The 24,107-nt window shown below is 63.0% G+C and carries 23 protein-coding genes and 1 tRNA gene; 13 read left to right on the top strand and 11 right to left on the bottom strand.

Annotated features, from left to right (window positions below; all coding sequences use genetic code 11):
• Positions 1–83: 83 nt before the first annotated feature.
• Complete coding sequence (locus FJ546_RS14395) at positions 84–398, bottom strand: hypothetical protein (protein ID WP_140889947.1); 315 nt, start codon at positions 396–398, stop codon at positions 84–86.
• 177 nt (positions 399–575) lie between these two features.
• Between FJ546_RS14395 and FJ546_RS14400 the strand changes: the two genes are divergently transcribed.
• The 3 genes from FJ546_RS14400 to FJ546_RS14410 are packed head-to-tail and all read left to right on the top strand — an operon-like array spanning position 576 to position 3,719.
• Positions 576–887: a hypothetical protein gene (locus FJ546_RS14400; RefSeq protein ID WP_140889948.1), complete on the top strand. Its 312-nt coding sequence runs from the start codon at positions 576–578 to the stop codon at positions 885–887.
• Positions 880–2,175 carry an HlyD family secretion protein gene (locus FJ546_RS14405; protein WP_140889949.1) on the top strand — a complete coding sequence of 432 codons (1,296 nt, stop codon included), beginning with the start codon at positions 880–882 and terminating at the stop codon, positions 2,173–2,175. Before FJ546_RS14400 ends, FJ546_RS14405 begins: the two co-directional genes overlap by 8 nt.
• Positions 2,172–3,719 (top strand): DHA2 family efflux MFS transporter permease subunit, encoded by a 1,548-nt coding sequence (locus tag FJ546_RS14410; RefSeq protein ID WP_140889950.1) that lies wholly within the window; start codon positions 2,172–2,174, stop codon positions 3,717–3,719. Before FJ546_RS14405 ends, FJ546_RS14410 begins: the two co-directional genes overlap by 4 nt.
• 204 nt (positions 3,720–3,923) lie before the next feature.
• On the opposite strand, the gene FJ546_RS14415 is transcribed toward FJ546_RS14410, so the two are convergent.
• The 6 genes from FJ546_RS14415 to rpmH all read right to left on the bottom strand — a co-directional run bounded on the left by FJ546_RS14415 (position 3,924) and on the right by rpmH (position 9,596).
• The gene (locus FJ546_RS14415) at positions 3,924–4,484 is read right to left on the bottom strand and encodes a fasciclin domain-containing protein (RefSeq protein ID WP_140889951.1); all 561 of its coding nucleotides are present in this window, start codon (positions 4,482–4,484) and stop codon (positions 3,924–3,926) included.
• A gap of 214 nt (positions 4,485–4,698) precedes the next feature.
• Positions 4,699–6,669, bottom strand: a complete 1,971-nt coding sequence (locus FJ546_RS14420; RefSeq protein WP_140889952.1) for a protein-L-isoaspartate(D-aspartate) O-methyltransferase — start codon at positions 6,667–6,669, stop codon at positions 4,699–4,701.
• Positions 6,670–6,724: 55 nt separating this feature from the next.
• A complete protein-coding gene (locus FJ546_RS14425; protein WP_140889953.1) occupies positions 6,725–6,943 on the bottom strand; it encodes a hypothetical protein in 219 nt (72 codons plus the stop codon).
• Between the two features lie 321 nt (positions 6,944–7,264).
• Positions 7,265–9,079 carry a membrane protein insertase YidC gene (yidC, locus tag FJ546_RS14430; protein ID WP_140889954.1) on the bottom strand — a complete coding sequence of 605 codons (1,815 nt, stop codon included), beginning with the start codon at positions 9,077–9,079 and terminating at the stop codon, positions 7,265–7,267.
• Between the two features lie 14 nt (positions 9,080–9,093).
• The gene (gene rnpA / locus FJ546_RS14435) at positions 9,094–9,447 is read right to left on the bottom strand and encodes a ribonuclease P protein component (protein ID WP_027040889.1); all 354 of its coding nucleotides are present in this window, start codon (positions 9,445–9,447) and stop codon (positions 9,094–9,096) included.
• A gap of 14 nt (positions 9,448–9,461) precedes the next feature.
• Positions 9,462–9,596: a 50S ribosomal protein L34 gene (gene rpmH / locus FJ546_RS14440; RefSeq protein ID WP_008833937.1), complete on the bottom strand. Its 135-nt coding sequence runs from the start codon at positions 9,594–9,596 to the stop codon at positions 9,462–9,464.
• Between the two features lie 280 nt (positions 9,597–9,876).
• Between rpmH and FJ546_RS14445 the strand changes: the two genes are divergently transcribed.
• The 4 genes from FJ546_RS14445 (at position 9,877) to FJ546_RS14460 (ending at position 14,241) form a co-directional block, all read left to right on the top strand.
• Positions 9,877–11,364, top strand: a complete 1,488-nt coding sequence (locus FJ546_RS14445; RefSeq protein ID WP_140889955.1) for a HAMP domain-containing sensor histidine kinase — start codon at positions 9,877–9,879, stop codon at positions 11,362–11,364.
• A gap of 275 nt (positions 11,365–11,639) precedes the next feature.
• Positions 11,640–11,716, top strand: a tRNA-Arg gene (locus FJ546_RS14450).
• A gap of 568 nt (positions 11,717–12,284) precedes the next feature.
• Positions 12,285–12,578 (top strand): helix-turn-helix transcriptional regulator, encoded by a 294-nt coding sequence (locus tag FJ546_RS14455; RefSeq protein WP_140889956.1) that lies wholly within the window; start codon positions 12,285–12,287, stop codon positions 12,576–12,578.
• A 352-nt stretch (positions 12,579–12,930) separates the two neighbouring features.
• On the top strand, positions 12,931–14,241 hold the full coding sequence (locus FJ546_RS14460; protein WP_140889957.1) for a divalent metal cation transporter: 1,311 nt from the start codon (positions 12,931–12,933) through the stop codon (positions 14,239–14,241).
• Between the two features lie 212 nt (positions 14,242–14,453).
• Here the strand turns inward: FJ546_RS14460 and FJ546_RS14465 are convergent, their stop codons facing one another.
• On the bottom strand, positions 14,454–16,001 hold the full coding sequence (locus FJ546_RS14465; RefSeq protein ID WP_140889958.1) for a winged helix-turn-helix domain-containing tetratricopeptide repeat protein: 1,548 nt from the start codon (positions 15,999–16,001) through the stop codon (positions 14,454–14,456).
• 108 nt (positions 16,002–16,109) lie between these two features.
• On the opposite strand from FJ546_RS14465, the gene FJ546_RS14470 reads away from it, so the two are divergent.
• A complete protein-coding gene (locus tag FJ546_RS14470) occupies positions 16,110–16,571 on the top strand; it encodes a cupin domain-containing protein (protein WP_140889959.1) in 462 nt (153 codons plus the stop codon).
• A gap of 545 nt (positions 16,572–17,116) precedes the next feature.
• Here FJ546_RS14470 and FJ546_RS14475 read toward each other — a convergent pair.
• Both FJ546_RS14475 and FJ546_RS14480 read right to left on the bottom strand, forming a co-directional pair.
• Positions 17,117–17,641 carry a GNAT family N-acetyltransferase gene (locus tag FJ546_RS14475; RefSeq protein WP_140889960.1) on the bottom strand — a complete coding sequence of 175 codons (525 nt, stop codon included), beginning with the start codon at positions 17,639–17,641 and terminating at the stop codon, positions 17,117–17,119.
• Positions 17,642–17,654: 13 nt separating this feature from the next.
• Positions 17,655–18,212, bottom strand: coding sequence for an XRE family transcriptional regulator (locus tag FJ546_RS14480; RefSeq protein WP_140889961.1), 558 nt, complete (start codon positions 18,210–18,212; stop codon positions 17,655–17,657).
• Positions 18,213–18,475: 263 nt separating this feature from the next.
• On the opposite strand from FJ546_RS14480, the gene FJ546_RS14485 reads away from it, so the two are divergent.
• A complete protein-coding gene (locus FJ546_RS14485) occupies positions 18,476–19,129 on the top strand; it encodes a glutathione S-transferase family protein (RefSeq protein WP_140889962.1) in 654 nt (217 codons plus the stop codon).
• A 29-nt stretch (positions 19,130–19,158) separates the two neighbouring features.
• Here FJ546_RS14485 and FJ546_RS14490 read toward each other — a convergent pair whose 3' ends face one another.
• On the bottom strand, positions 19,159–19,860 hold the full coding sequence (locus FJ546_RS14490) for a GntR family transcriptional regulator (RefSeq protein ID WP_181167932.1): 702 nt from the start codon (positions 19,858–19,860) through the stop codon (positions 19,159–19,161).
• Between the two features lie 205 nt (positions 19,861–20,065).
• Between FJ546_RS14490 and FJ546_RS14495 the strand changes: the two genes are divergently transcribed.
• The 4 genes from FJ546_RS14495 to FJ546_RS14510 all read left to right on the top strand — a co-directional run bounded on the left by FJ546_RS14495 (position 20,066) and on the right by FJ546_RS14510 (position 24,087).
• Complete coding sequence (locus FJ546_RS14495; protein ID WP_140889964.1) at positions 20,066–21,106, top strand: ABC transporter substrate-binding protein; 1,041 nt, start codon at positions 20,066–20,068, stop codon at positions 21,104–21,106.
• Between the two features lie 178 nt (positions 21,107–21,284).
• On the top strand, positions 21,285–22,370 hold the full coding sequence (locus FJ546_RS14500) for an ABC transporter ATP-binding protein (RefSeq protein ID WP_140889965.1): 1,086 nt from the start codon (positions 21,285–21,287) through the stop codon (positions 22,368–22,370).
• Complete coding sequence (locus FJ546_RS14505) at positions 22,367–23,290, top strand: ABC transporter permease (protein WP_140889966.1); 924 nt, start codon at positions 22,367–22,369, stop codon at positions 23,288–23,290. Before FJ546_RS14500 ends, FJ546_RS14505 begins: the two co-directional genes overlap by 4 nt.
• Entirely contained in the window at positions 23,287–24,087 is an 801-nt protein-coding gene (locus tag FJ546_RS14510) for an ABC transporter permease (RefSeq protein WP_140889967.1), read from the top strand. Before FJ546_RS14505 ends, FJ546_RS14510 begins: the two co-directional genes overlap by 4 nt.
• Positions 24,088–24,107: the final 20 nt, after the last annotated feature.

Here is a 24,107-nt window from a genome sequence, read left to right on the forward strand (position 1 = left end):
TGGGGGAGGCGCCTGGTCAAAATAACGTGATCCGCCCTATAGCACCAATCGGCCGGGGAGCGAGTCTTCCGTGCGTGCCAGGCTCATTTGTTGCCGCGGCAGATCACGATCGGATTGGACAGCGCGCTGTCGAAACCGCCGCCCTGGTAGACGGTAACGTTGGCCGCACCTGGCGGTAGCAGGAACGTGCCTTCGACGACCTTCTGATCGCCCGCCATGGTGTGGAGAGCCCAGCTGAACGTGCAGAATTGCGGCGATGCCGCGGGTTCGACGTGGCTGCAGTTCAGCTGCGCGCCACCCAGCATGGCGGCGCCGCCGCAGCTCACCGCCTCCTTTGCAACCGCGATGCCGGGACACCCGACGAGAGCCGTCACGGCTGCGATCCTGATCCAGTTCATCGTCGAAATCCTTGCCGGAAAATTCGTGCCGCCGGGGCGCCTCTTCGGTGTCGTGGCCCATGCGATTTTTTGTCCGGGCGGCTTAGTCCGTCTTGCACGCGCCGTCCAGCGGGATTATGTGCATGATGATAATAAGCATGCTCACGAAAACTTGTCCGTAGATCCCGACCTCTTCCCATGTCGTCCTCGCCCCATATCAGCTTCATGCTGCACAACGTTGCGCGCCTGCTTCGAACGCGGTTCGGGCAGCGTTTGCCGGCGTCGGGGCTGAGCCGAGCCCAATCGCGGGTGCCGGCTTATCTGCGCCTGCGTGAAGGCATCCGCCGGACCATCATGCGCGGCAACGGCCGGAAAACACGAGACGAGGCCTTCGCCGGTCTTTCGTCCGCAACGCCGCAGCATCGGCTGCAAACCCCACGCTTGATCAAATCCAATCTGCTCGCGGCTCGCACCCAGCCAGCCGGCGACCGGGAGAAAGTCCATGGCTGAATCGACATCCCCCAAGAAGCCTGCCGAAGACGACCCTGCCACGGGTCGCACCGGCGACCAGATCATCCGGCTGGACAGCGAGCGCGAACAGAGGCGTGCCAATGCCGTCATCGGCAATGACGAGCTGGAAGCCCCGGCTGCGCTAGCGCCGGCGGCGCTCGAGGCGCCGGCCAAGGAGCCGCAGCCTCAACAGGCGCCTGCCGCCCTTGCCCCTTCCGCTCCGGCCAAGCCGAAGCGCAGCCTGAAGCGGCCGGTGCTGTTTGCGCTGCTTCCTGTCGCACTCGCCGTCGGCGCCTATTACTACGTCACCGGCGGCCAGGTGATGACGACCGACAATGCCTATATCCAGGCGCAGTCGCTCGGCGTGTCCACCGATGTCTCCGGCACCGTGCAGGAGATCGACGTGCGCGAGAACCAGGCGGTGAAGAAGGGCGACGTGCTGTTCCGCCTGCGGCCGGCCTCCTTCGAAACCGCTCTCGCCGCGGCCCAGGCCCAGCTCGGGACCGTGCGCAACCAGGTGCTGACCCTGCAGGCGAGCTACCAGCAGTCGCTGGCGCAGATCGAACAGGCGCAAGCCGACATTCCCTATTACGAGGCCGCCTTCCAGCGGCAACAGGACCTGCTCAAGACCTCCACCGCCTCCAAGGCGTCTTTCGACAGCGCCCAGCACGACCTCGTCGCGGCGCGCCAGAAAGTGTCCGTCGCCAAGGCGCAGGCACAGGCCACCCTTGCCCAGCAGGGCGGCAACGCCGACCAGCCGGTGGAGAAGAACCCGTTCTACCTGCAGGCCCAGTCGGGCGTCGACGATGCGCAGCGCAACCTCGCCGATTCCGTGGTCAAGGCGCCGTTCGACGGTGTCGTCACCAATGTCGACGCGCTTCAGGTCGGCAGATATCTGCCGGCCTCGCAACCGGCCTTCAGCCTGGTTTCATCGACCGATCTGTGGATCGAGGCGGAGCCGAAGGAAACCGAGCTGACCTATGTGCGGCCGGGACAGACGGCGACGATCAGCGTCGACACCTATCCGGGCGCCGTCTGGCACGGCACGGTTGCCTCGATCAGCCCGGCCTCGTCGTCAAGCTTCTCACTGCTGCCGGCGCAGAACACCACCGGCAACTGGGTCAAGGTCGTGCAGCGCATCCCGATGCGCGTGACGGTCGATGACACCAAGGGCAAGCCGCCGCTGCGCGGCGGCATGAGCGTGGTGGTCGACGTCGAGACCGGCCATGCGCGCGGCCTGCCGGACTTCGTCACCAACCTCATCGACCGGTTCGGACAAAAGTCATGACCAGCGCGTTCGCGACAGCTGCCACGCCGGTGGTCGCCAATCGCGGCGCCATCACGGCTTGCGTGATCCTGGCCGTCATCATGCAGGCGCTGGACACCACCATCGCCAATGTCGCGCTGCCCTATATCCAGGGCAGCGTCTCGGCCAGCGCCGACCAGATCAACTGGGTTCTGACCTCCTACATCGTGGCGGCGGCGGTGATGACGCCGCCCTCGGGCTATCTTGCCAACCGCTTCGGCCGCAAGCGCATCCTCCTGACCTCGATCACCGGCTTCGTCGTCGCCTCGGTGCTGTGCGGTTTCGCGCAGTCGCTGCCGCAGATCGTCGGCTTCCGCCTGCTGCAGGGCCTGTTCGGCGCGGCCCTAGTGCCGCTGTCACAGAGCATCCTGCTCGATATCTACAGCGTGGAAGAGCGCGGCTCCGCCATGGCCCTGTTCGGCATTTCGGTGATGGTCGGGCCGGTGCTGGGTCCGGTCATCGGCGGCTGGCTGACCGAAAATGTCAGCTGGCGCTGGGTGTTCTACATCAACGTGCCGATCGGCGCGCTGGCTTTCGTCGGCGTGTCGCTGTACGTCCTGGAAACCAAGCTGGACTTCAAGGCAAGGCTGGATTGGCTGGGTTTCGGCATGCTCAGCGTCACCATCGCCGCCCTGCAGATGTTTCTCGATCGCGGCGAGCAGCTCAACTGGTTCTCGTCATCCGAGATCATCGTCGAGGCGGTGATCTGCGCATCGGCCTTCTACATCTTCCTCGTCCACACCTTCACCGCCCGCAACACCTTCGTCAATCCGAGACTGTTCCTGGACCGGAATTTCGCCGTCGGCATGATCTTCATCTTCATCGTCGGCATCACCTACTTGGCCTCGCTGGCGCTGATGACGCCCTATCTGCAGACGCTGATGGGCTACCCCGTGGTGACGGCCGGCATCGTCATGGGCCCGCGCGGCCTCGGCACGATGGCGTGCATGTTCCTGGTCGGCAGGCTGGTCGGCAAGGTGGACACACGATGGTTGCTGTTCATCGGCCTCGCGATCACCGCCTGGGCGATGTATGACATGACCGGCTGGACCCCCGATGTCTCGCAATGGACGATCATCAGCACCGGCTTCATCCAGGGCGCGGGGCTCGGCTTCCTCTTCGTGCCGCTGACCACCATAACCTTCGCCACGCTGGCGCCGGAACGGCGGGCGGAAGGCACCGGGCTCTACAATTTGTCGCGCAACATCGGTTCCAGCGTCGGCATCTCGGTGGTCACCGCGCTCCTGACGCAGAACGTGCAGATCAACCATGCCAACATCGCCACCTATGTGACGCCCTTCAACCAGGCATTCGGCAATCCGGCAATCGCGCAGGCGATGAACCCCTACACCGCCGCCGGTCGCGCAGCACTTGACGGCGTGGTGACGCTGCAGGCGACTGTCATCAGCTACATGAACGACTTCAAGCTGATGATGATCCTGTCGCTGGCCGCCATCCCGTTGGTGCTCTTGCTGCGCAAGCCAGGCACGCCGGCCAAGGTCGACCATAGTGCGGTGATGGAGTGATGCGCCGGAAACGGTCGAAGTTCGATCGCTGAAGCCAGCGTCTCACGATACGCAAGAAGAAACCGGGGCCCTGCAAGGGACGTACAGGACCCCGGCCTCGCCGATAACGACTTCCCCAAGAAACTTGGCACCTCGTCATGAGGCGGGGATGACAGGCCAAGAAAGCCCCAACGACCTGCCGCTGCCCCCTTTCGCCGGAAGCCGCTACTTCGGCAACAGCACCTTGTTGACGACATGGATGACGCCGTTCGACTGGTTGACGTCGGCGATGGTCACCTTCGCCTCGCCGCCGGACTCGTCCACGATGTAGAGCTTGCCTTTCTTGATCTCGGCGGTGAGCGTGTCGCCGGAGACGGTCTTCATCTCGTATTTGCCGCCCATCGCCTTGGCCTGCTTCATCATCTCGGCGCCTGAAATCTTGCCGGCCACGACATGCGCGGTCAGCACCTTGGTGAGCTTGTCCTTGTTCTCGGGCTTGAGCAGCGTGTCGACCGTGCCGGCCGGCAGTGCCGCGAAGGCCTCGTCGGTCGGCGCGAAGACGGTGAACGGACCGGCGCCCTGCAGCGTCTCGACCAGGCCGGCGGCCTTGACGGCGGCGACGAGCGTGGTGTGGTCCTTCGAATTGACGGCGTTCTCGACGATGTTCTTGGTGGTGTACATCGGCGCCCCACCGACAACGGGGTTCTTGGCGTAGGCGGGGGCGGCAATCGCCACGCCTGCGACGAGCGCGGAAACGGCGATGATCCTGAATGACGGCAAGCGCATGTGGTCTTCCTCCGGGTGAGGGCTGATCGGAATTGATAGCCTTTGGAAATGCACACGCAGTCACGCTCCGCGACCGCTTGCAGTTTCGCCGATCACGGGAACGTGAACGGATGCCTACCGAAAGGAAAAAGCCACGAACCAGGCTTTTTCGACAGGCCGTGCGGTTGACGACAGCCTGACCCGCCAATGCGCACTGGCATGGAGTCCCCGCCATTCAGATGCCGAACGGAAATGTATCCGGTACCTTGCCGGTGCTGTCGGCCGACATTGTGAGCGGCGTAACCGCGGACGTTCGATCGAACCAGACGAAGGCGTCGAACTGGCGGGAGACGGACGAGTCCATGTAATGGCTGAACCGTTCGGTCTCCGGCCGGTAGATGACGCCGATATAGCGTTCCGGCCTCGGCGTCGCCAAATCGTCGCCGAGCCGGCCATGGCGCCCAAAATCCAGCAGAAATGACGGTTTGCCGCTGTCGTGACACAGCCGCTCGAAGCTGTTCGGCAGCGAAGGATTCACGTCCTTCACCTCCATCTCACCGTCCCAATCCGAGGCACAGGCGACAGTACCGGTATCTGTTCCGAAGCCGATCAGCGCCGTCCGCGCACCGAAGCGTTCCCGGCAGAGCTGGCCGATGTTCAGCTCGTCGCGGACAGTACCCATGTCGGTATGCCGCGCGTCGCCGATATGCGAGTTATGCGCCCACACCACGGCCTTCGAATCCGGTCCATGCGCTTCGAGAAGCTGGTCGAGCGTCTCGAACATGTGCCGATCGCGGAGGTTCCAGGTCTCGGCGCCGCCATAATACATTACGCGGTAGTACCGCTCGGCCGATGCGACCAGACGTGCACTCTGTTTGGCGTCGAGGAGAGCGCCGTCGCCTTCGGCCATGGATCGCTCGAACAGATCCATGCACTGTCTCACTACGGCCTCTTCGCAGGTTCGGTAGCCCGGCCGCAGCGCCGCGCGCCCGTAGGTGGAGGGCTCGTTCTGCCAGGGCATCAGACAGCCATAGCGCTCGCGCGCGACGGCAGCCGCTTCGGGATCGACCTTGTCCAGGTAGGCAAGCACCGTGGCGATAGAGCCGCTCATATTGTAGAGATCGAGTCCGTAGAAGCCTGCTTTCGCATGATCGGGCACGTCCTGATTGTACTCACGCAGCCAGCCGATGAATTCGGACACCTCGGAGTTACGCCACATCCAGGTCGGGAAGCGCTGGAAGAACGGCTGCGCCTCCGACTGCCGTTCCTCCGCGCGAACATACCGGTTGATCTGTGCCGCATCCGGCCAGTCCGCCTCGACGGCCACGATGGTGAACCCGTGTCGCTGGAGGAGGCGTCGGGTGACAGCCGCGCGGGCACGATAGAATTCCGAAGTGCCGTGGCTGGCTTCCCCGAGCAGGACGACACGCCGGCTGCCGAACCGGTCGAACATTGCGCCGAAGGCCGGATCGTCGATCGCCGGCAAATCTTCGGCCGCTCGCGCGATTTGCCGCGGCAATGGGGGAGGGCGTACCTCGCGCGCCGACGGCGCGTTTTCCTCGTGCCCGCCATGCTCGCCGATCAACGGCACGAACATGACACCACCGAGATCCTCCTCCTCGAACCTGTTTGCCGCAATCCGCGTGAGCCGAACGAGGCGCTGCGAGTAAGGGTCGTCACCGACCGGAATGATCAGCCTGCCGCCGATCTCCAACTGCTCCTGCAAGCCGAGGGGAATGGAGTTGCCGGCGGCCGCGACGACGATAGCGTCGAAGGGAGCTTTTTCCCGCCAGCCTTTCGTGCCGTCGCCGACTCTGACTTCGATGTTTCGGTAACCGGCGGCATTGAGCCGCCGTTCCGCCTGTTGTGCGAGCGAGCGATGCCGCTCGACGGTGAAAACGTGTTCAGCAAGTTCGGCCAGTACGGCTGCCGCGTAGCCCGAGCCGGTGCCGATTTCCAGCACGCGATCGGTCGCCTCGATCTCGGCCATCTCAGCCATTTTCGCCACGATGAAGGGTTGCGAGATCGTCTGCCCGCTGCCGATCGGCAGCGGGCTGTCCTCATAGGCGAATTCCTCAAAACCCTCGTCGACGAATTGCTCCCGCGCGACCCGGCGCAACGCATCCAGAACCCGCTTGTCATGCACACCGCGGCGCGCGATATGCGCCTCCACCATCCGATGCCTGGCGTGCTCGAAATCCAGCATGACAGCCTCCAATCAGGGCGATCCTCTGCACGCTCGACGCCGGTCGTGCCGGCTCCTATTCGTTGGTTCGCCCGGTCTGCCGGGGATTGACCCCGCCTTGCGGCGTGGTGTCGTTATCGACATCTCCCTTGAAAGTATTCTCGCCGTCCAGTTCCTCGTCCTCTTCGAGAAGACTGCCACCCTTGATCGTGCCCCTGGAGGCGCCAATTCCGGGATTCTGCTTCAAATCCTTGTCGGAGGGCTTGCGTGTCTTGGGGTGAATGTTGCTGCTCATCGTAATGCCTCACTGCAAGTAGCATGATGAGGTCGATCCGCTGCACTGCCTTGAATTTGGACAGGCGCGTCGACCTGATCCTCCCACGCGGGAGCTTTAGCCTTTTGCGCGAACTCTTGAACGCAGGATAAGTTCCATGCGGGGCCGGTTCGGTCCCTGGTCCCTATCGCGTGCCGGACCACGCCGTCGCACGCAGCATCACTGAAACTAAAAGGCTGAGCCCTGTGGAACACAGGACCCAGCCGTCAAATCCGCCCCTGTCTAAACCGCCCACTTACGGTTCAGTCTACCGGCGGGCTCTTTTGCCAAAAAAGGCGCCGGCTATTCCGCCGGCGACGGTTTCTTTTTGAACAGGGCCATCAGATTGTCCCATAGCTCGATCTTGGCGCCCTGGCGCTTCATGATCACACCCTGCTGGAGGATCGACAGCGTGTTGTTCCAGGCCCAGTAGATGACGAGGCCGGCCGGGAAGCCCGCCATCATGAAGGTGAAGATAACAGGCATCCAGGTGAAGATCGCGGCCTGCGTCGGATCCGGCGGCGTCGGGTTCATGCGCATCTGCAGGAACATGGTGACGCCCATGATCAGCGGCCAGACACCGATCATCAGCATGTGCGGCAGCGTGACCGGGATCAGGCCGAAAAGGTTGAAGATCGAGGTCGGGTCGGGCGCCGCCAGATCCTGGATCCAGCCGAAGAACGGCGCGTGGCGCATCTCGATGGTGATGTAGAGCACCTTGTAGAGCGAGAAGAAGACCGGGATCTGCAGCGCCACCGGCCAGCAGCCGGCAAGCGGATTGATCTTCTCGGTCTTGTAAAGCTCCATCATCGCCTGCTGCTGCTTCATCTTGTCGTCCGCGTATTTCTCGCGGATCTCCAGCATCTTGGGCTGCACCTTCTTCATGTTCGCCATCGACGCGTAGGACTTGTTGGCGAGCGGGAAGAAGATGGCCTTGACGATGACGGTGGTGGCGAGGATCGCCAGGCCGAAATTGCCGAGGAATTTGTAGAGCGTGTCGATCAGCCAGAACATCGGCTTGGTGATGAAGTGGAACCAACCCCAGTCGATCAGAAGGTCGAACCGCTTGATGTGGCGGTCTTCGGCATAGGCGTTGATCTTGGCGACTTCCTTGGCGCCGGCGAAGACCTCGGTCTCGACGGTTGCAGACTGGCCGGCCTCGACATTGATCGCGTCGGTCAGGAAGTCGGACTGATAGCGGTGGCGGCCATCCTCGAAATAGGCATAGCGCGGCTGGAACGGCTGCTTCTCGGTCGGCACAAGCGTGACGGCCCAATATTTGTCGGTGATGCCGAGCCAGCCGTCGCTCGACTTGCCCGGCTGGTACTGCTTGTCCTTCTCGATGGACGCGTATTTGTGTTCCTGCAAGCCTTCGGTGCCGGTGAAGCCGATCAGGCCCTCATGCAGCACATAGGTGCTGGCGACGGCCGGCTTGTCGTAGCGGGTGACGCGGCCGTAGTTGAACAGCGAAACTGCGCTGGTGCCGGAATTCTGCACCGTGTCGGTGACCGTGAACATGTAGTTGGCGTCGACGGAGAAGGTGCGCTTGAAGGTCAGGCCCTTGTCATTGGTGTAGGTGAGCGTCACCGGCGTCGACGGGCTCAGCGTCGGATTGCCGTCGACATTCCACAGCGTTTCGGCACCCGGCACCGCGCCGGTCTTGTCGTTGCCGACGAAGCCGATCTCGGCGAAATAGCCGGTAGGCAGCGCCTGCGGGTTGAGCAGTTCGATCTCGGGCGAATTCTTGTCGACGGTCTCGGTGTAGTGCTTGAGCTTGAGGTCGTCGAGGCGGGCGCCGGTCAGGTTGATCGAGCCCTCGAGGCTCGGCGTGTCGATCTTGACGCGCTTGGAAGCGGCGGCCAGCGCCTGATCGCGGCCGGCCGCGGTGACGGTGTCACCGCCGGGCGCGTTGGGGATGGTGCCCGGCGCCGGAGCCGGTGTTCCAGCACCCGGATTGGCGGCCTCGGCCGCCTTCTTCTGCTCTTCCACCCGCTGCTGCTCGATCTTGGCGGCCTCGCGCTGCTGCTCCACGCGCGGATTCATGTAGAAAACCTGCCACAAGGTCAGGATCAGCACCGACAGCGCGATGGTGATGAAGAGGTTCCGGTTGTTTTCCATCGAGAGCCCTTGGCCTATCGTGTTCCGCGAAGTCGGCGGGAGAGTTCGGCCTTCAACTGGCCGAAGGGGGCGCGCAGCGCATCATCGCGCCCGACGATGACATAATCATTGCCGGGCACCATGTCATCTGCGGCATGGACGCGGACGGCCTCTTTCAGCCGCCGCCTGACGCGGTTGCGCACAACAGCGTTGCCGACCTTCTTGGTGACGGTGTAGCCGACGCGCGGCACCCCGCCATCGCCGCGGTCGAGGACCTCGACGAGGAAAAACCGTCCGCGTCGCTTTTCACCACGACGGACGGCCAGGAATTCCGCGCGTTTCAGAAGCCGCTTGGGATTTTGCCCCACTGGCTTGCCGGTTGCGGGCAACGATATCGTCTCGCTTAGGCGCTGAGCCGCTTGCGGCCGCGGTTGCGACGAGCTGCGACGACGCCACGACCACCCTTGGTGGCCATGCGGGCACGGAAACCGTGCCGGCGTTTGCGGACGAGTTTGGACGGTTGGTAGGTACGCTTCATTTGTTTTAATACCGCGGGGTGCGGCCCTTCTTGATTCTGTCACTCTGTAACAGGAGCTTTGCCGGGCCGGCTTTGGCGCGATCGAAACCGCGCCGGGACGAATGGCCCGAGCGTGAGCGGGCTTATAGAAAGAAGGCTTTTGGAAGTCAATCCGGCGCCGGCGCGGCGTGGACGCAGGCTTTATGACGGTAATTTAATGTTCCGGCCAAAGGATGAAATTGGCAAAAATGCCTTAATCGCCTAATCTTGGCCGATCAAGTGATTGTGAAGACAGGAACGCATGAGCGAAACCAGCCAAGCGGGTGAAGGGAACGGAACGGCGCCCGCCGCCGTCCGCACGGTACCCCTGTCGCGCGGCCTGTCGACGAAACTGCTGCTGCTGACCATCGTTTTCGTGCTTCTGGCCGAAGTGCTCATCTTCCTGCCCTGGATCGCGAGCTATCGGCTGAGCTGGCTCAAGGAGAGGCTGAGCACGGCCGCGGCCGTGTCGATCGTGCTGGTGCAGGGCGAGTCGACCTCGCTGTCGCGTACGGCCCAGAATGACGTGCTGATGGCGATCGGCGCCAAGGCGATCGCGGTGCGCGACGGCGGCGTGTCGCGGCTTCTGGTGGTGGCCGACATGCCGCCGCAGGTCGACGAACATATCGACCTCGCCAGCGTCGGCATGGTCAAGGGCATGACCGGCGCGCTCGATACGCTGTTTTTCGGCGGCGACAGGATGCTGCGCGTCTTCGGACCGGTCGGCGACAGCGACAAGGAATTCGAACTGATCATGCCGGACTACTCGCTGCGCAAGGCCATGCTCATCTATTCGCGCAACGTCGCCTTCGTCTCGCTGCTGATCTCGCTGTTCACCGCCATGCTGGTCTATGCCGCGATCGACCTGATCATGATCGGGCCGATCCGCACCATGACGCGCTCGATGCTGTCCTTCTCCGAAGCGCCCGACGATCCCGGGCGCATCATCCATCCCGCCGCCCGCTCCGATGAGATCGGCGTTGCCGAACGCGAGCTGTCGCAGATGCAGGAGCGGCTGCAAAAGATGCTTTCGGAGCAGAAACACCTTGCCGATCTCGGCCTGGCGGTGTCGAAGATCAACCACGACATGCGCAACATCCTGGCCTCGGCGCAGCTGATGTCGGACCGCCTGCGCCAGGTCAGGGATCCAACCGTGCAGGCCTTCGCGCCGAAGCTTTTGCGCGCGCTCGACCGGGCCGTCTCCTATTCGGAAGGCGTGCTGCACTATGGCCGCACGCAGGAGCCGCCGCCTTCGCGCCGCCGAGTGCGGCTGCGCCAGCTTGTCGAGGACGTGCACGGCCTGCTCGACATCGAGGATGGCATCGAGTTCATCAACGCCGTCGAGGCGGCTTTCGAGGTGGACGCCGATTCCGACCAACTGTTTCGGGTGCTCACCAATCTGTGCCGCAACGCGGTGCAGGCGATGGCGGCCGATACAGAGAGCGCCGTGGTGCGGCGGCTGGCCGTATCGGCCGAGCGCATGGGCAGCGTCAGCCGCATCGCCGTCACCGATACCGGCCCCGGCCTGCCGCCGAAGGCGCGCGAAAACCTGTTCGCGGCGTTCCGCGGCTCGGCGCGCAGCGGCGGCACCGGCCTTGGCCTGGCGATCGCCCACGAACTGATCCGGGCGCATGGCGGCACGGTGGAGCTGGTCGAATCGATCGGCGGGCGCACCACTTTCGCCGTAACCATCCCCGACCAGCCGGTGCGGCTCGACCAGGCCCGCGGCAGCCTGCGCCGCCCGGCGTGACGGCCTCGGCGCTGTTTTCCGTGGCTTCTGCCCTTCGAGCCTGACGCTTTCTATGACCTTCGCCGCGACTTTTCCCCACTCGGCCTGAGTGAGACCGGCTTCGCGGCAGCTTCAAAGCCCCGGGATCGGGGCCGTCGTCACCGGATGACGCACCCACGACAAAACTTTTGCCGGATCGGCTTGCTTTTCCCAAATTCAGTCGTTAGGGAACTGCACACATTCGCGGCCGGTCCCTGGGATCGGATCGTGGGGCCGTTGAAAACATGGCCTGATGCGCGCCCGTAGCTCAGCTGGATAGAGCACCAGACTACGAATCTGGGGGTCAGGAGTTCGAATCTCTTCGGGCGCGCCACTAACTCTTCCATATCGTTAGGTATTTGGATCGGATGGCTCCGTCGGAAGCCTCACGAGAGTCCAGAAGCGCTCCGCCGATGCCACGGCAGATGAATTTTCCCCTACCGAATCCCCGCTAACATTCCCCGTTTCCGACAAACGGCGACTTCTAAATCCGAGCACATGAGCATCACTTTTTCGGCCTATTGCCATCCTTCCGTAGCAAAGGTCCAGTGCCCTCGAAATCGATCTGGAAGCTATTTCCTCAACTCGAAAAAGAGGCAGGCTGCGCAAATGCCGTCGTACAATCGCGCTGGAAAATTGCCGTCCAAGGAAGGCCGACCCCTTGCACTCCGCCTCTGCTCCGGGCTCAGCCTTTAATCCGGATGGGTTGCTGACGGAAAACACGCAGGCGCCCCGTCGCAGAACGCAAACAATCCGAAGAGGATATCTAAGTTCGAGGTCGCCGGCTTCCAGCAGTCACATAAGCTCTGAAAAACGATGGCCCAGCTGAAAAACGCCCACCATTTTCTTCCTTAGCAAGGTCACAAGGGAACATTTTAGCCATATCGAATGTTCGAGTCCTTATGGACAGCCGAGACCTACTCTCAGCAGAGCAAACAAGAGCCGCGCGAGCCCTATTGAACTGGTCGCGAGTGCGTCTCGCCGCAAAGGCCAATCTTAGCGAAGTCACGATCAGCGATTTTGAGAACGGTTTTAGGAAGCCGCGTCCCTACAACATCGAGGCCATGCGCAAGGCATTGGAGGACGCCGGAATCGTCTTCAATGTCGAAGGGAGGCCAACGCTAGCCCGCTCTGAAGGTGCTAGCGGCCTCCCGTCCGACAATAGAACGTGGCGCCGCCGGCAGAGAAAAGCATGAGGGAGGGTCGCGTACCTCGCTGTCGCTTGTCGAGCCAGAGGGCTACGACCTTCGCTCTGCCATCGATCTTGTGCGCCTGGGGTTCCAAGCCTGAGGACGAAGGACTGCGAACAACTTGGGCCAACTACGGCCAATTGCTGGTGAGGTCCGACCGCAAAGGTTCACGGGATGGGGATTGAGTTGAGCATGCAGAAGCTTCTAGCTCGAGTCGCCTGGGATTTGGGCATCGCAGGGAGCAGGCTCCGCAAGGCGATCGCCGATAGCCAGCGGATAAGCCCGGAACCACTGGTTTCATGCCGAGTTGGGATCGATCCGCAGTCATGCATGGGGATTGCGTTTTTGGAGCAGCTCAATGGGTGACATCAGCGCGGAAGTGGGTGAGAACCAGAGCAACATGCAGGCGAAAGGGCCTTTTCAGCGATTTCTGCGCACAATCGGGCCGGGCTTCATAACGGGCGCCTCGGACGACGATCCTTCAGGTATTGGCACCTACAGCCAGGCGGGAGCTCAACTCGGGTTCAATATCGGCTGGACGATGATCTTCACCTTCCCGCTCATGGCCGCGATCCAGGAGATAGCAGCACGGATTGGCCGGACGACAGGGCGAGGTATCTCCGGCAATCTCTCCCGGCACTATCCCCCAGGACTGCTGTATTTTGTGGTCGTGCTGCTGTTTGCAGCCAATGTGATCAACATCGGCGCGGACCTCAGCGCAATGGCCGATGCGCTCCGGTCACTGGTGGGTGGTCCCGGTTCGCTCTACGTGGTTGCTTTCGGCTTGGCATGTGTCGTGGCAATCGTATTTCTCGACTACAGCCGGTATGTGACGGTCCTGAAGTGGACGACGCTGAGCCTCTTCGCCTACGTTGCGGCCGCTTTCATGGCGCAGATTCCATGGGCCGAGGCGCTCAAAGGGATCCTCGTCCCGCACCTGGAATGGGACGGCCGTTTTTTCACAACGCTGCTGGCCATCCTTGGCACCACGATTTCCCCCTATCTGTTCTTCTGGCAAGCGTCCCAGGAGGTCGAAGAGGAGGCGATCGACCCAAAGGCCAAGCCGCTGAAATGGGCGCCGTGGCAAGCTTCCAGCGCCCTCCAGCGCATCCGTGCCGATACCCTCGTAGGTATGGCATTCTCGAACCTGATAGCGATTGCCATCATCGCTACAACGGCCGCCACACTGAATAAGGCGGGAGTAACTGATATCAACTCCTCCACTGATGCAGCCAAGGCCCTCGAGCCGGTTGCCGGTAAATTCGCGTTTGTGGTCTTCGCGATGGGTATCATCGGCACCGGTCTGCTCGCTGTGCCGGTTCTCGCGGGTTCGGCTGCATTTGCAGTGGGCGAAGCGTGTCGCTGGCCGGTGGGACTGGAGCGCAAGCCTAAGGAGGCAAAGGCATTTTACGCGGTCTTGGCTGCGGCGGCCCTGCTCGGAATGGGGATCATCTTCACGCCGATCGATCCTATCAAGGCCCTATATTGGAGCGCTGTGATTAACGGCGTATGCGCCGTCCCGGTAATGGTCGTCATGATGCTGATGACGGGTCGATCCGAAATCATGGGCGAGTTTCCCATCCAGGGCTGGCTACGGAGCATGGGTTGGCTGGCGACCGTGGCAATGGCCTTGTCAGTGGTCGGCCTTGCACTCCAATTGGTAGTTTGAGAAGCCGCGCAGGGAGCGTCGCCCACAGGCACGACTTTTCTCCGCCGCGCCCGTCCGCCGACCTCTGTGTCGATGCTGGCGTCGGTATGCGACCGAAGCGCCCGTCCCGGATGAGCACAGCCCAGCCTGCGTTTCCTGTATCGCCGAAACAATGCAGGCCAGGCTATTCGCGTGTAGACATCGTCACCGCGTCCCCGATCCGAAGCAGCACGCTACTCCGGGAGCCCGGCGTTCCGCAGCGCATCGCCAAGAGTTGCCGCAAGCGCCGGGGCACAATTCACCCCGGCGAACTGGCGGCCATAGCGGAATGCTGGATGCAGTTCGAGTACCCTCGCGGCGGCTGCCTTGGCTTCTTCCAGCCGTCCGAGTTTCACGAGTGCCGCGGCCAATTGCACATAAGTGATGCTGTGCGCGGGATTGGCCTGAACTGACTTGTAGGCCGCACGGCAGGATTCCTCATAGCGGCCGCGCAGCAGATGGCTCATCGCCTGCGCGTCGAACGCGGCGAAGGCCCATGGATCGAACGGGCTGAGCCGCATGCCGCGCTCGCTCCATTCGATGGCCCGTTCGGCGTCGCCGGCCCACCCGAGAATGACGCTGCCAAGGATGTAGGTCAGCGCCGACGATGGACTGATGGCGAGTGCGGCTTCCAGCGCGGTGAAAGCAGCGTCGCGGTCGTGCCCATCCATGCCAATGGAAAACGCCGCGAGCGTCAGCGCCGCCGCATCGTCCTGTCCGTGGAGAATCGCGGAACGGGCGTGGCGGATCGAAGCGGCACGGTTGGCTTCCTGCAAGCCGGCGCGGAGGAAGAGGCAATGGTGGCACATCGCCGCGCTGCCGTGCGCCAGAGCGTAGGCGGGATCGAGTTCGATCGCACGTTCGAGCAACACAAGCGCTCGCGTGATCTGCTCAGGCATGCCGGAATCGACATCGAGCTGGGCCCGGAGCACGAGATCGTAGGCATCGAGACTGTCGGGACGCTTGCGCTTCACCCTGTCGATTTCGGCACGCCGTATGCTTGGTGCAATTGCGCCAACGGCCGACAGCGCTATCTCATCCTGAAGCGCGAAGATATCGTCGGAGCTGCGGTCGTAGCGTTCGGCCCACACATGAGCGCCGGTCGATGCATCGATCATCTGGCCGGTCACACGCACGTTGCAGCCCGCCTTTCGCACGCTGCCTTCGAGCACATAGCGCACGCCAAGTTCGCGACCGACCTGCTTCACGTCCACGGCACGACCCTTGTAGGCGAAGGTCGAGTTTCGCGCGATGACGAACAGCCACTTAATGCGTGCGAGGCCCGTGATGATGTCGTCGACCATCCCTTCGGCGAAGTAGTTCTGCTCTGGATCGCCGCTCAGGTTCGAGAACGGCAGAACCGCGACGGATGGCTTGTCGGGCAATGTCAGTGCCGAACCGGCAGGGGCAGGATCACTGGCCGCAACGGCAGGTCCGACATAGCGATAGCCGCGCCGCGGCAACGTCTCGATCCAGCTCTCGGCATCCGCCGCCTGCGCCAGCACCCGGCGCAAGGCTGCGATCTGAACCGTCAGATTGTTATCGGCAACCGCCAATCCGCCCCAGCCGGCCTCGACCAGCACGTCCTTTGACACCGGTACGCCCGCGTTTTCGAGCAGTTGGCGCAGCAGCGCGACGGCGCGCCGCCCAAGCATGGTCGGCTCGGTCCCTCGGTAGAGAATGCCCGCCGCCGGGTCGAGGCGGAACGGGCCGAACTGGTAGATGTCGCGCCCGATTGTCATTCAACGCTTTTAGCAGATTTTTAGGAACGGATTCACGACTTCCCGGCACGGAGCACCGATCTTACGCAAGTGCTTGCAAAAGTCAGCACATGGTCGATGGAGGATCACATGAGCGCCGATGCCGTCATTCGCATGCCCGATGAGAAGAACGGAGTCATGCTGCGTGGTCATCCTATGGTCTTCCTCGTCACCGGCGAACATACCAAGCACACGAGCATGTTCGACTGGACGATCCCGGCGGGGTTCGCCACCGGGCGGCATGTTCACCGGGTGCAGGAGGAGACCTTCTACCTGCTTGAGGGCGAGTGTGAGTGGCATGTCGGCGAAAAAACGCTCCGCGCAACGCCTGGAACCTATCTGTTCATCCCGCCATGCGTGCCACACAACATCACGAATGTCAGCGAGAAACCGGCCCGCGTGCTGATGACAGTCTCTCCGCCCGGGCATGAGCACTATTTCGAAGAGCTCGCGAAACTCGCTGCGCAGGGTGCGCCGGACCCAAAGGCGCTCGCCGATCTGCGAAACCGCTATGACACGGATCAGCTCTCGACTTTGACGACAAGACCGTGAGATCGATCAGGGCCGCAACATCTCCAGCCGCCGGTTTTCCGACGTCAACTGAGTGCCCTCAGCCACATCGAGAAGGCCGCGATGGCCGGCATCGGCCTGGCCATCCAACATAGCCTGCACATCTCATCCACCAAGTCTTCAGCGATCGTGCCTCTGCTGTGCTTCAGAAAAAGATCGGACGCGCCAGGCTTACCCAGCTTAACACAACTTGACCGCGCTTAAGGTTCACCCGGCCACGCATGGACCGGCGACACCGGTCGCGTCCGACCACCGCCGAGATCCGTTGGCTTTCCGTAGCTGCAGCTTCAAGGCGGACGCGCCCACCCAACCGTCGGGACCGGGCGCGTGCCTCTGGCCGGCGACGCCGCGCGCGCCCACAGCCCGGCCGGAGCGTCGGGCATTCAGGATGCCCGCCGTTCGTTATGCCAAGCGAATCGCGGTTCAGCTCCTCGGACAGACGCGCGTAACCATGACCTTGCGCGGCAACCAGCATTCCGCCGATCACAGCGCTCATGCCGGCGAGACTCAGACCCGCTGGCGCCCGGCTATATCCGCCTGAACATGTAGGTCGTCGCGTGCAGCGCCTTGCCGTCCGGGTCCCAAGCGAAGTCAGGGATCACACCGGCCGCCTCGAAGCCGACGGAAGCGTATAGCGGCTCCGCGGCGTCCCCGGTTCGCGTGTCGAGGGTTACGAGGGTTTTGCCCAGTTCACGCGCGCGATTCAGCGCTTCATTCATCAGGGCTCGCCCGATGCCGAGCCTGCGTGCTTGCGGATGGACGATCATCTTTGCGATCTCGCAACGATGCGGCTGGTTGGGCGGCATGGCGGTGAGAAGCTGGACGGTTCCGACGATCTCGCCGCGCCGCTCCGCTCCGAAAAGCACTCTGCGTCCCGCGGCGACCTCACGCTGAACATCGCCCGACCAGAACCGAGCCGCGTCCTCGTAGGGCATGGGCGCCATGAAGCTGATCGCCGCTCCATCGGCCACGCTGTCTGCGAGAACCCTGGAAAGCTCCCCCAGCCTTTTCTCGATGGCGAGGCCGTCGAGTTCAATGATCTGCGTTTCCATGTATGGCGGTTCCTTAGGTCATGGCGATAATGTAGCGGGCCGATTGTTCGCCGGTCTCAAAGGAAGAGGCGCCGCGCAGCCGATAGCGCAGGCAGTCACCGGGACGCAGGTCGTGCCGAACGCCATCGGCGATCAAAACGAGCGCGCCCGCCAAAAGCACAAGGTGGTGTTCGTGCCCCGGAAGGGCGGGCCGCTCGTAGACGATGCGCTGGTTGGGCGCGATCTCGCACTCGATCATTTCGAGCTTCAGTCGTCCGCTGGGCGGCGAAAGAGCACGGCGAGTGAAGCCCTTCTCCTGATCCGACCATATGCTTTGGTCAGCGCGGCGGACAAGCGGGGGAAAGTCCGGCTCGAGCGGCGCCAGAAGCTGGGAAAGCGGCAGCGTGAAAGCCGATGCCAGACGACCAAGCGTTTCCGCCGTGGGGCTGACTTCGCCATTCTCGATCCGCGACAGCGTCGCCCGACTGACCCCGCTGTTTGCCGCGAGCTCCTGAAGGGTAAGTCCACGATCTGCCCGAAGCAGGCGAAGATGGTCGGCCAAGGCTTTCACGTGGGATGTGGATGCGTTCATATTCGGGACAATATCCCAGATTAGGGAAATTGCAAGCGGCGGGCGCTAACGGCAGGGTTCCGAACTCAGGTTAACGGTCTTTCGGGATTGCGGGGTGGCTGGTTCCATGGGGCTCGATTGATTCGGAGCGTCGCCATGGCCGTTGCATTGTTTGAAGGGTTTGAAAAATCGCGTCTGCGAGCGCTGCTCGACCGCTTGCAAAACAGGATCAGTCCGCTGATAATTGACTGCTTGCCAGGTGCAATCAGTTTGAAGGCGTACGCATGATCACGGTCTTCGGGGAAGGCAGAGGCTTTCGGGTTGTCTGGCTGCTGGAGGAGATGGGGCTCGCTTACCGGTTGCGGCCCGTGGACCTGGCGGCCGGCATCCAGGACGACACGGAGTTCCTGGCCATCAACCCTGGCGGGTTCATCCCGGCTATTCGGGACGGCGACGTCGTCATGGTCGAGTCGATTGCGATCATGGAGTACTTGATGGCGCGTTATGGGCCGACGCCGCTCGCGCCAGGCGCGCAAGATCCTGCATTCCCCGCGTACCAGCAGTTCCTCCACCTCGGCGAAGCCGGCCTCGCGGCCCCGATTTATTTCGTCGGCGGCGCCCGCAATTTTGCACCCGAGGCAGAGCGAAGGAACTGGAGCGCCCGCCAGGCTCTCCGCGTGTTCGAGACCCGGCTGGGACTGGTGAGCCGGCAGCTGGCGCTTTCGCCATATCTGGCCGGCGACAGGTTCACCGCCGCCGACATCTCGGTGTTCTACGCATTGCAGCTGGCCCGCGGATTTGGCGGAGTCGCCCTCGGTGCCGCCGAGCAAACCTACATGGCCCGGCTCAGCGAACGCGACGCCTTCGGGCGGGCGATGGAAAGCTGTCAGGCCACGCGAGCGTGGGTCGAGGCGTCCGCCAAAGCGCGCCGCGCCTGAACGGATTCATGCCTCGCGCTTTGGTCTCCTCAGGACGCCTTGGCGAGAAAACTCTGGTAGTCCGACTTCGCCTGCAGCAGGCGCAGCACGTTTTCGCGTGAGCCGCGCACATGGGCGCGGGCCAGGGCGCCGGCTCGGGCGGCATCGCCGGCGCAGATCGCTTCGACGATCTCGCCATGCTCGTCGCGGGCGATCTTCCATTCGTCGAGCCACAAGAGTTCGGTCCAGACATAATGCTGGCACTTGTCGAGGATGCCGCACAGCATGCCATGCAGCATGGCATTGCCGCTGATCTCGGCGATGACGCGGTGCAGGTCGATGCCGACCTCCAGCTCCTGGAATTTTTCCTTTGTGGTGCGGTCGGGAATGGCGGCCAACCGCTCGCATTCGGCCAGCATGGCGCGCAGCCGCGCTTTGTCCTTGTCGGTCGCGGCGGCCGCGGCCAGTTCGGTCGCATGGCCGTCCAGCAGTTCGCGGATGGCGAAGGCCTCACGGAACATGTTGATGTCGAACTCGGTGACGACATAGCCCTGGCGCGGGCGGCCGGTGACGAGGCCGTCGCGCTCGAGGCGGTTGAAGGCCTCGCGCACCGGCGTGCGGCTGACATTGAGCTTTGCGGCTATGTCGTTCTCGGTGACGCGCGAGCCCGGTGGAATCTGGCCGGTCACGATCATCGCCTTCAGCGAAGTGTAGACCGAGTCGCGCAGCGTGTTCTTGGTTTGCTTGCTCAAAGATCCGTCCCCACCGGCAATCGATATTTGCCTATCTCTATTCGCAGTCGGCGCAATTTGCCACGCCTTGGCGGCGCAGCTCCATCGTGCCTGTCAGCCGGCTTCGGACGGTGTTGACATCGTCGATCCCTAGGCTACACTCAAAATTGTATACAAAATCGCATTCCAAATCAAAACAATTGGGAACACCGGCTGGAGAATCGACATGAAAACCATCAGTAGCGTTGGGATTGCCGCGGTCGCGGGCCTCATGGCATCGGCAGCGGCGCCCGCCTTCGCCGCCGATACGATCACCGTCGCCTCGTGGGGCGGCACCTATCAGGAGGCGCAGACCAAGGCGTTCTTCGATCCGACCGCCAAAGCACTCGGCATCACCATCAAGCAGGACACCACCAACGGCCTCGACGACGTGCGCCTGCAGGTGACCGGCAATGCGGTGAAGTGGGACATCACCGAGCTCGGCGCCGACGAATGCGCCCGCGGCTCGAAGGAAGGGCTGTTCGAGAAGCTCGATTACGGCATTATCGACAAGAGCGGCATCAACCCGAAGCTGGTCCATGACGACTGGGTCGGCATTTCCTACACCTCCGTCGTGCTCATCTACCGGACCGATGTGTTCGGCGACAAAGGCCCCAAGACCTGGGCCGATTTCTGGAACGTGGAAAAATTCCCGGGGCGGCGCGCGCTCTCCAGCAGCCAGGCGACCGAGACGCTGAGCGTCGCCGCTCTCGCCTCCGGCCTGCCGATCGACAAGGTCTATCCGGTCGACATCGACGGCGCACTGAAATCGGTCGACAAGATCCGTGGCCATGTCGACGCCTGGTGGACCTCCGGCGCCCAGGCCATGCAGTTGGTCAAGGACGGCGAGGTCGACATGGCGAGCATCTGGAACGGCCGCGCCGGCACGCTGAAGAAGCAAGGCGCGCCTGTCAGCTTCTCCTTCGACCAGGGCGTGCTGACCGCCGACTGCATGGTCATCCCCAAGGGCGCCAAGAACAAGGAAGCGGCGATGAAGGCGCTGGCGATGTTCGTGAGCCCGCAATTGCAGGCCAATCTGCCGCTCTATGTCGACAATGGGCCGGTGAACGAAAAGGCCTTCGAGACCGGCAAGATTCCGCCGGAACGGATCAAGGACATCAACTCGGCGCCCGAAAACGTCAAGAAGCAGGTGCTGCAGGATGCCGAGTTCTGGCGCGACACCCTGGTGGAGGCGACCGAGAAGTTCAACAACCTGATCCAGCAATAGGCCGCGGCCATAGCTCATGGCGGGGCAGCACAAACTGCCTCGCCATCCCTTGTTTGCCGGCTAGAGTAGTTACCGTTTCTCCGAAACGTCGAACCACTCTATCTCTTTGTTTTCACGCAATTCCGGACGGAAAACCGCTTCACCCTTTTCCTGGAATTGCTTTGAGGAGAGAAAGATCTTGTCCATTGCGCCATCCGCGCTGCCGATCAGCATGCGCCGGATCGAGAAACGATTTGGCAGCGTATCGGTGCTGCGCGACCTTAACCTCGATGTCGAGGCCGGCGAGTTCCTGACGCTGCTCGGGCCTTCCGGCTCCGGAAAGACGACGCTGCTGATGATCCTTGCCGGTTTCGTGCGGGCCAATGGCGGATCCATCAGGGTCGGCGACGACGAAATCATCACCACGCCGCCGCACAGGCGCAACATCGGCATGGTGTTCCAGAACTACGCGCTGTTTCCGCATATGAACGTTTTTCACAACATCGCCTTTCCGCTGAAGCAGCGCGGCGTGGCGGCCACCGAGACCGCCGAGCGCGTCGAAAAAGCATTGGAACTGGTGAAGCTCAAGGGTCTGGGCGACCGGCGTGTCGACCAGCTTTCCGGCGGCCAGCGCCAGCGCGTGGCCTTGGCGCGCGCCATCGTCTTCGAACCGCGCATCGTGCTGATGGACGAACCCCTGTCGGCGCTCGACAAGGGCCTGCGCGAGCATATGCAGATCGAGCTGCGCGCGCTGCACCGGCGGCTTGGCATGACGACGGTCTATGTCACGCACGACCAGCGCGAAGCCATCACCATGTCGGACCGCATCGCCGTCATGAATGCCGGACGCATCGAGCAGCTCGACAAGCCCGAGACGCTCTACGCCGCGCCGAGGACGCAATTCGTCGCCGGCTTCATCGGCGAATCGAATTTCATTCCCGTCGAATGCCGCAACGGTTCGGTCTGGTATGAGGACAGGCGCATACAAATGGCGGGGGCGGCACCGGCCCCCGGCCAGCATCTGATGGTGGTGCGGCCGGAAAAGCTGCGGCTGGTCACGGCGGCCGAACCGTCGAGCGGTATCAATGTGCTCGATGCCACGGTCGGCGACATCATCTACCAGGGTGACAGTTTCGTCTGCTACGCGCTGCTGCACGACGGCCGCCAGCTGACGCTGCGCGACTACTGCCGCAGCGATGTGCTGGCCAGGCTGCCGGCGGCCGGCCAGCCGATCCGCCTCGGCCTCGATGCGCAGGACACCATCCTGGTGGCGGCAGAGGGATGAGCGCGCCATCCGCCCTCCTGAGAGAACCAGCCGGCGCGGGCCGGGACCTCAACACGCAGGCGCTGCGGGCCGACGCGCGGCGCGAGTCGCTGCGGCTGCTGGCGCTTTTGTCGCCGAGCCTGCTCCTCGTCTTCGCCATCATCATCGTGCCGATCGGCTGGCTGTTCTGGCTGTCGCTGTACGACGAGAGCGGAGCCTTGAGCGCCTCCAACTATGAGCGGTTCTTCGAGCAGGCCTCCTACATCAAGACCTTCGTCACCACCTTCAAGGTCGCCTTCATCGTCACCGGCGCCTGCGTGCTGCTGGGCTATCCCCTCGCCTACATGCTGTCGCAGCTGCCGCGGCGGGCGGCATCGATCTGCCTGATCTTCGTCATCCTGCCGTTCTGGACGTCGGTGCTGGTGCGCACCTATGCGTGGCTGGTGATCCTGCAGCGCAAGGGCCTGATCAACAGCTGGCTGATCGACCTCGGCGTGATCAGCCAGCCGCTGTCGCTCGCCAACAATCTGTCCGGCGTCGTCATCGGCATGACGCACATCCTGCTGCCGTTCCTGGTGCTGCCGCTCTACGCCTCGATGAAGACCATCGACACCGACTGCCTGCGCGCCGGCATGAACCTCGGCGCCGGTCCGGTCGCCACCTTCCGGGAGATCTTCTTTCCGCTGTCGCTGCCGGGCCTCGCCTCGGGCGTGGTCATCGTCTTCGTGCTGTGCCTCGGCTTCTTCGTCACCCCGGCGCTGATGGGCGGCGGCAAGGTGATCATGTGGGCGATGCGCATGGAGCAGACCACCAGCCTCTATTCGAACTGGGGCGCGGGTGCCGCGCTCGGGGTGGTGCTGCTGGTGGTCACGCTGGCGCTTCTCGGCCTTTTCCAATGGCTGCTCGGCGCGCGCGCCACCGGTGTGTGGAGTTCGCGATGAGCGCGGATGTCGGCCTGCCAATCTCGCACCGGCAACGCCTGTGGCTCTACGCTCTGGGCGGCCTGGTGCTGCTGTTCCTGATCGCGCCGTCGGTGATCATCGTCATCATGTCGTTTTCGGATTCGACGCTGCTGCAGTTCCCGCCGCAGCAATGGTCGCTGCGCTGGTACGAAACCTATTTCCAGTCGGTCGAATGGCGCGATGCGACCATCGTCTCGGTCAAGGTGGCTGTCATGACCGTGCTGGTGGCGACGCCGCTCGGCACCGCCGCCGCCTATGCGATCAACCGGGGCACGCTGCGCTTCAACGGCACCATCAACGCGCTGCTCACCGCAGCGCTGATCATCCCGGTGATCCTGATCGGCATCGGCACCTTCTTCCTCTACGCCCGCATCGGCCTCAACAACACGCTGACCGGCCTGGTCATCGCGCATACGGTGCAGGCCTTGCCGCTGGTGGTGCTGACCGTGCTGTCGGGCCTGCGCTCATACGACATGAACCAGGAGCGTGTGGCACGCAGCCTGGGTGCCGGGCGCGTCGCCGCCTTCTGGCAGGTGACGATGCCGCAGATCCGCTTCTCGATCGTCTCGGGCGGGCTGTTCGCCTTCATCACCTCCTTCGACGAAGTGGTGGTTTCGCTGTTCATCTCGGGCGGCGAGACCACCACGCTGACCCGGCGCATGTTCAACGCGCTGCGCGACCAGATAGACCCGACCATCGCCGCCATCTCGACCTGCCTGATCGTGCTGTCGATACTCTTGCTGTCGGTCGCGCAGATCTTCGGGCGGCGGCATTGATTTCATCAGACCATTTCGCT

Source organism: Mesorhizobium sp. B2-4-19 (genome assembly GCF_006441315.1).
Taxonomy (GTDB): domain Bacteria; phylum Pseudomonadota; class Alphaproteobacteria; order Rhizobiales; family Rhizobiaceae; genus Mesorhizobium.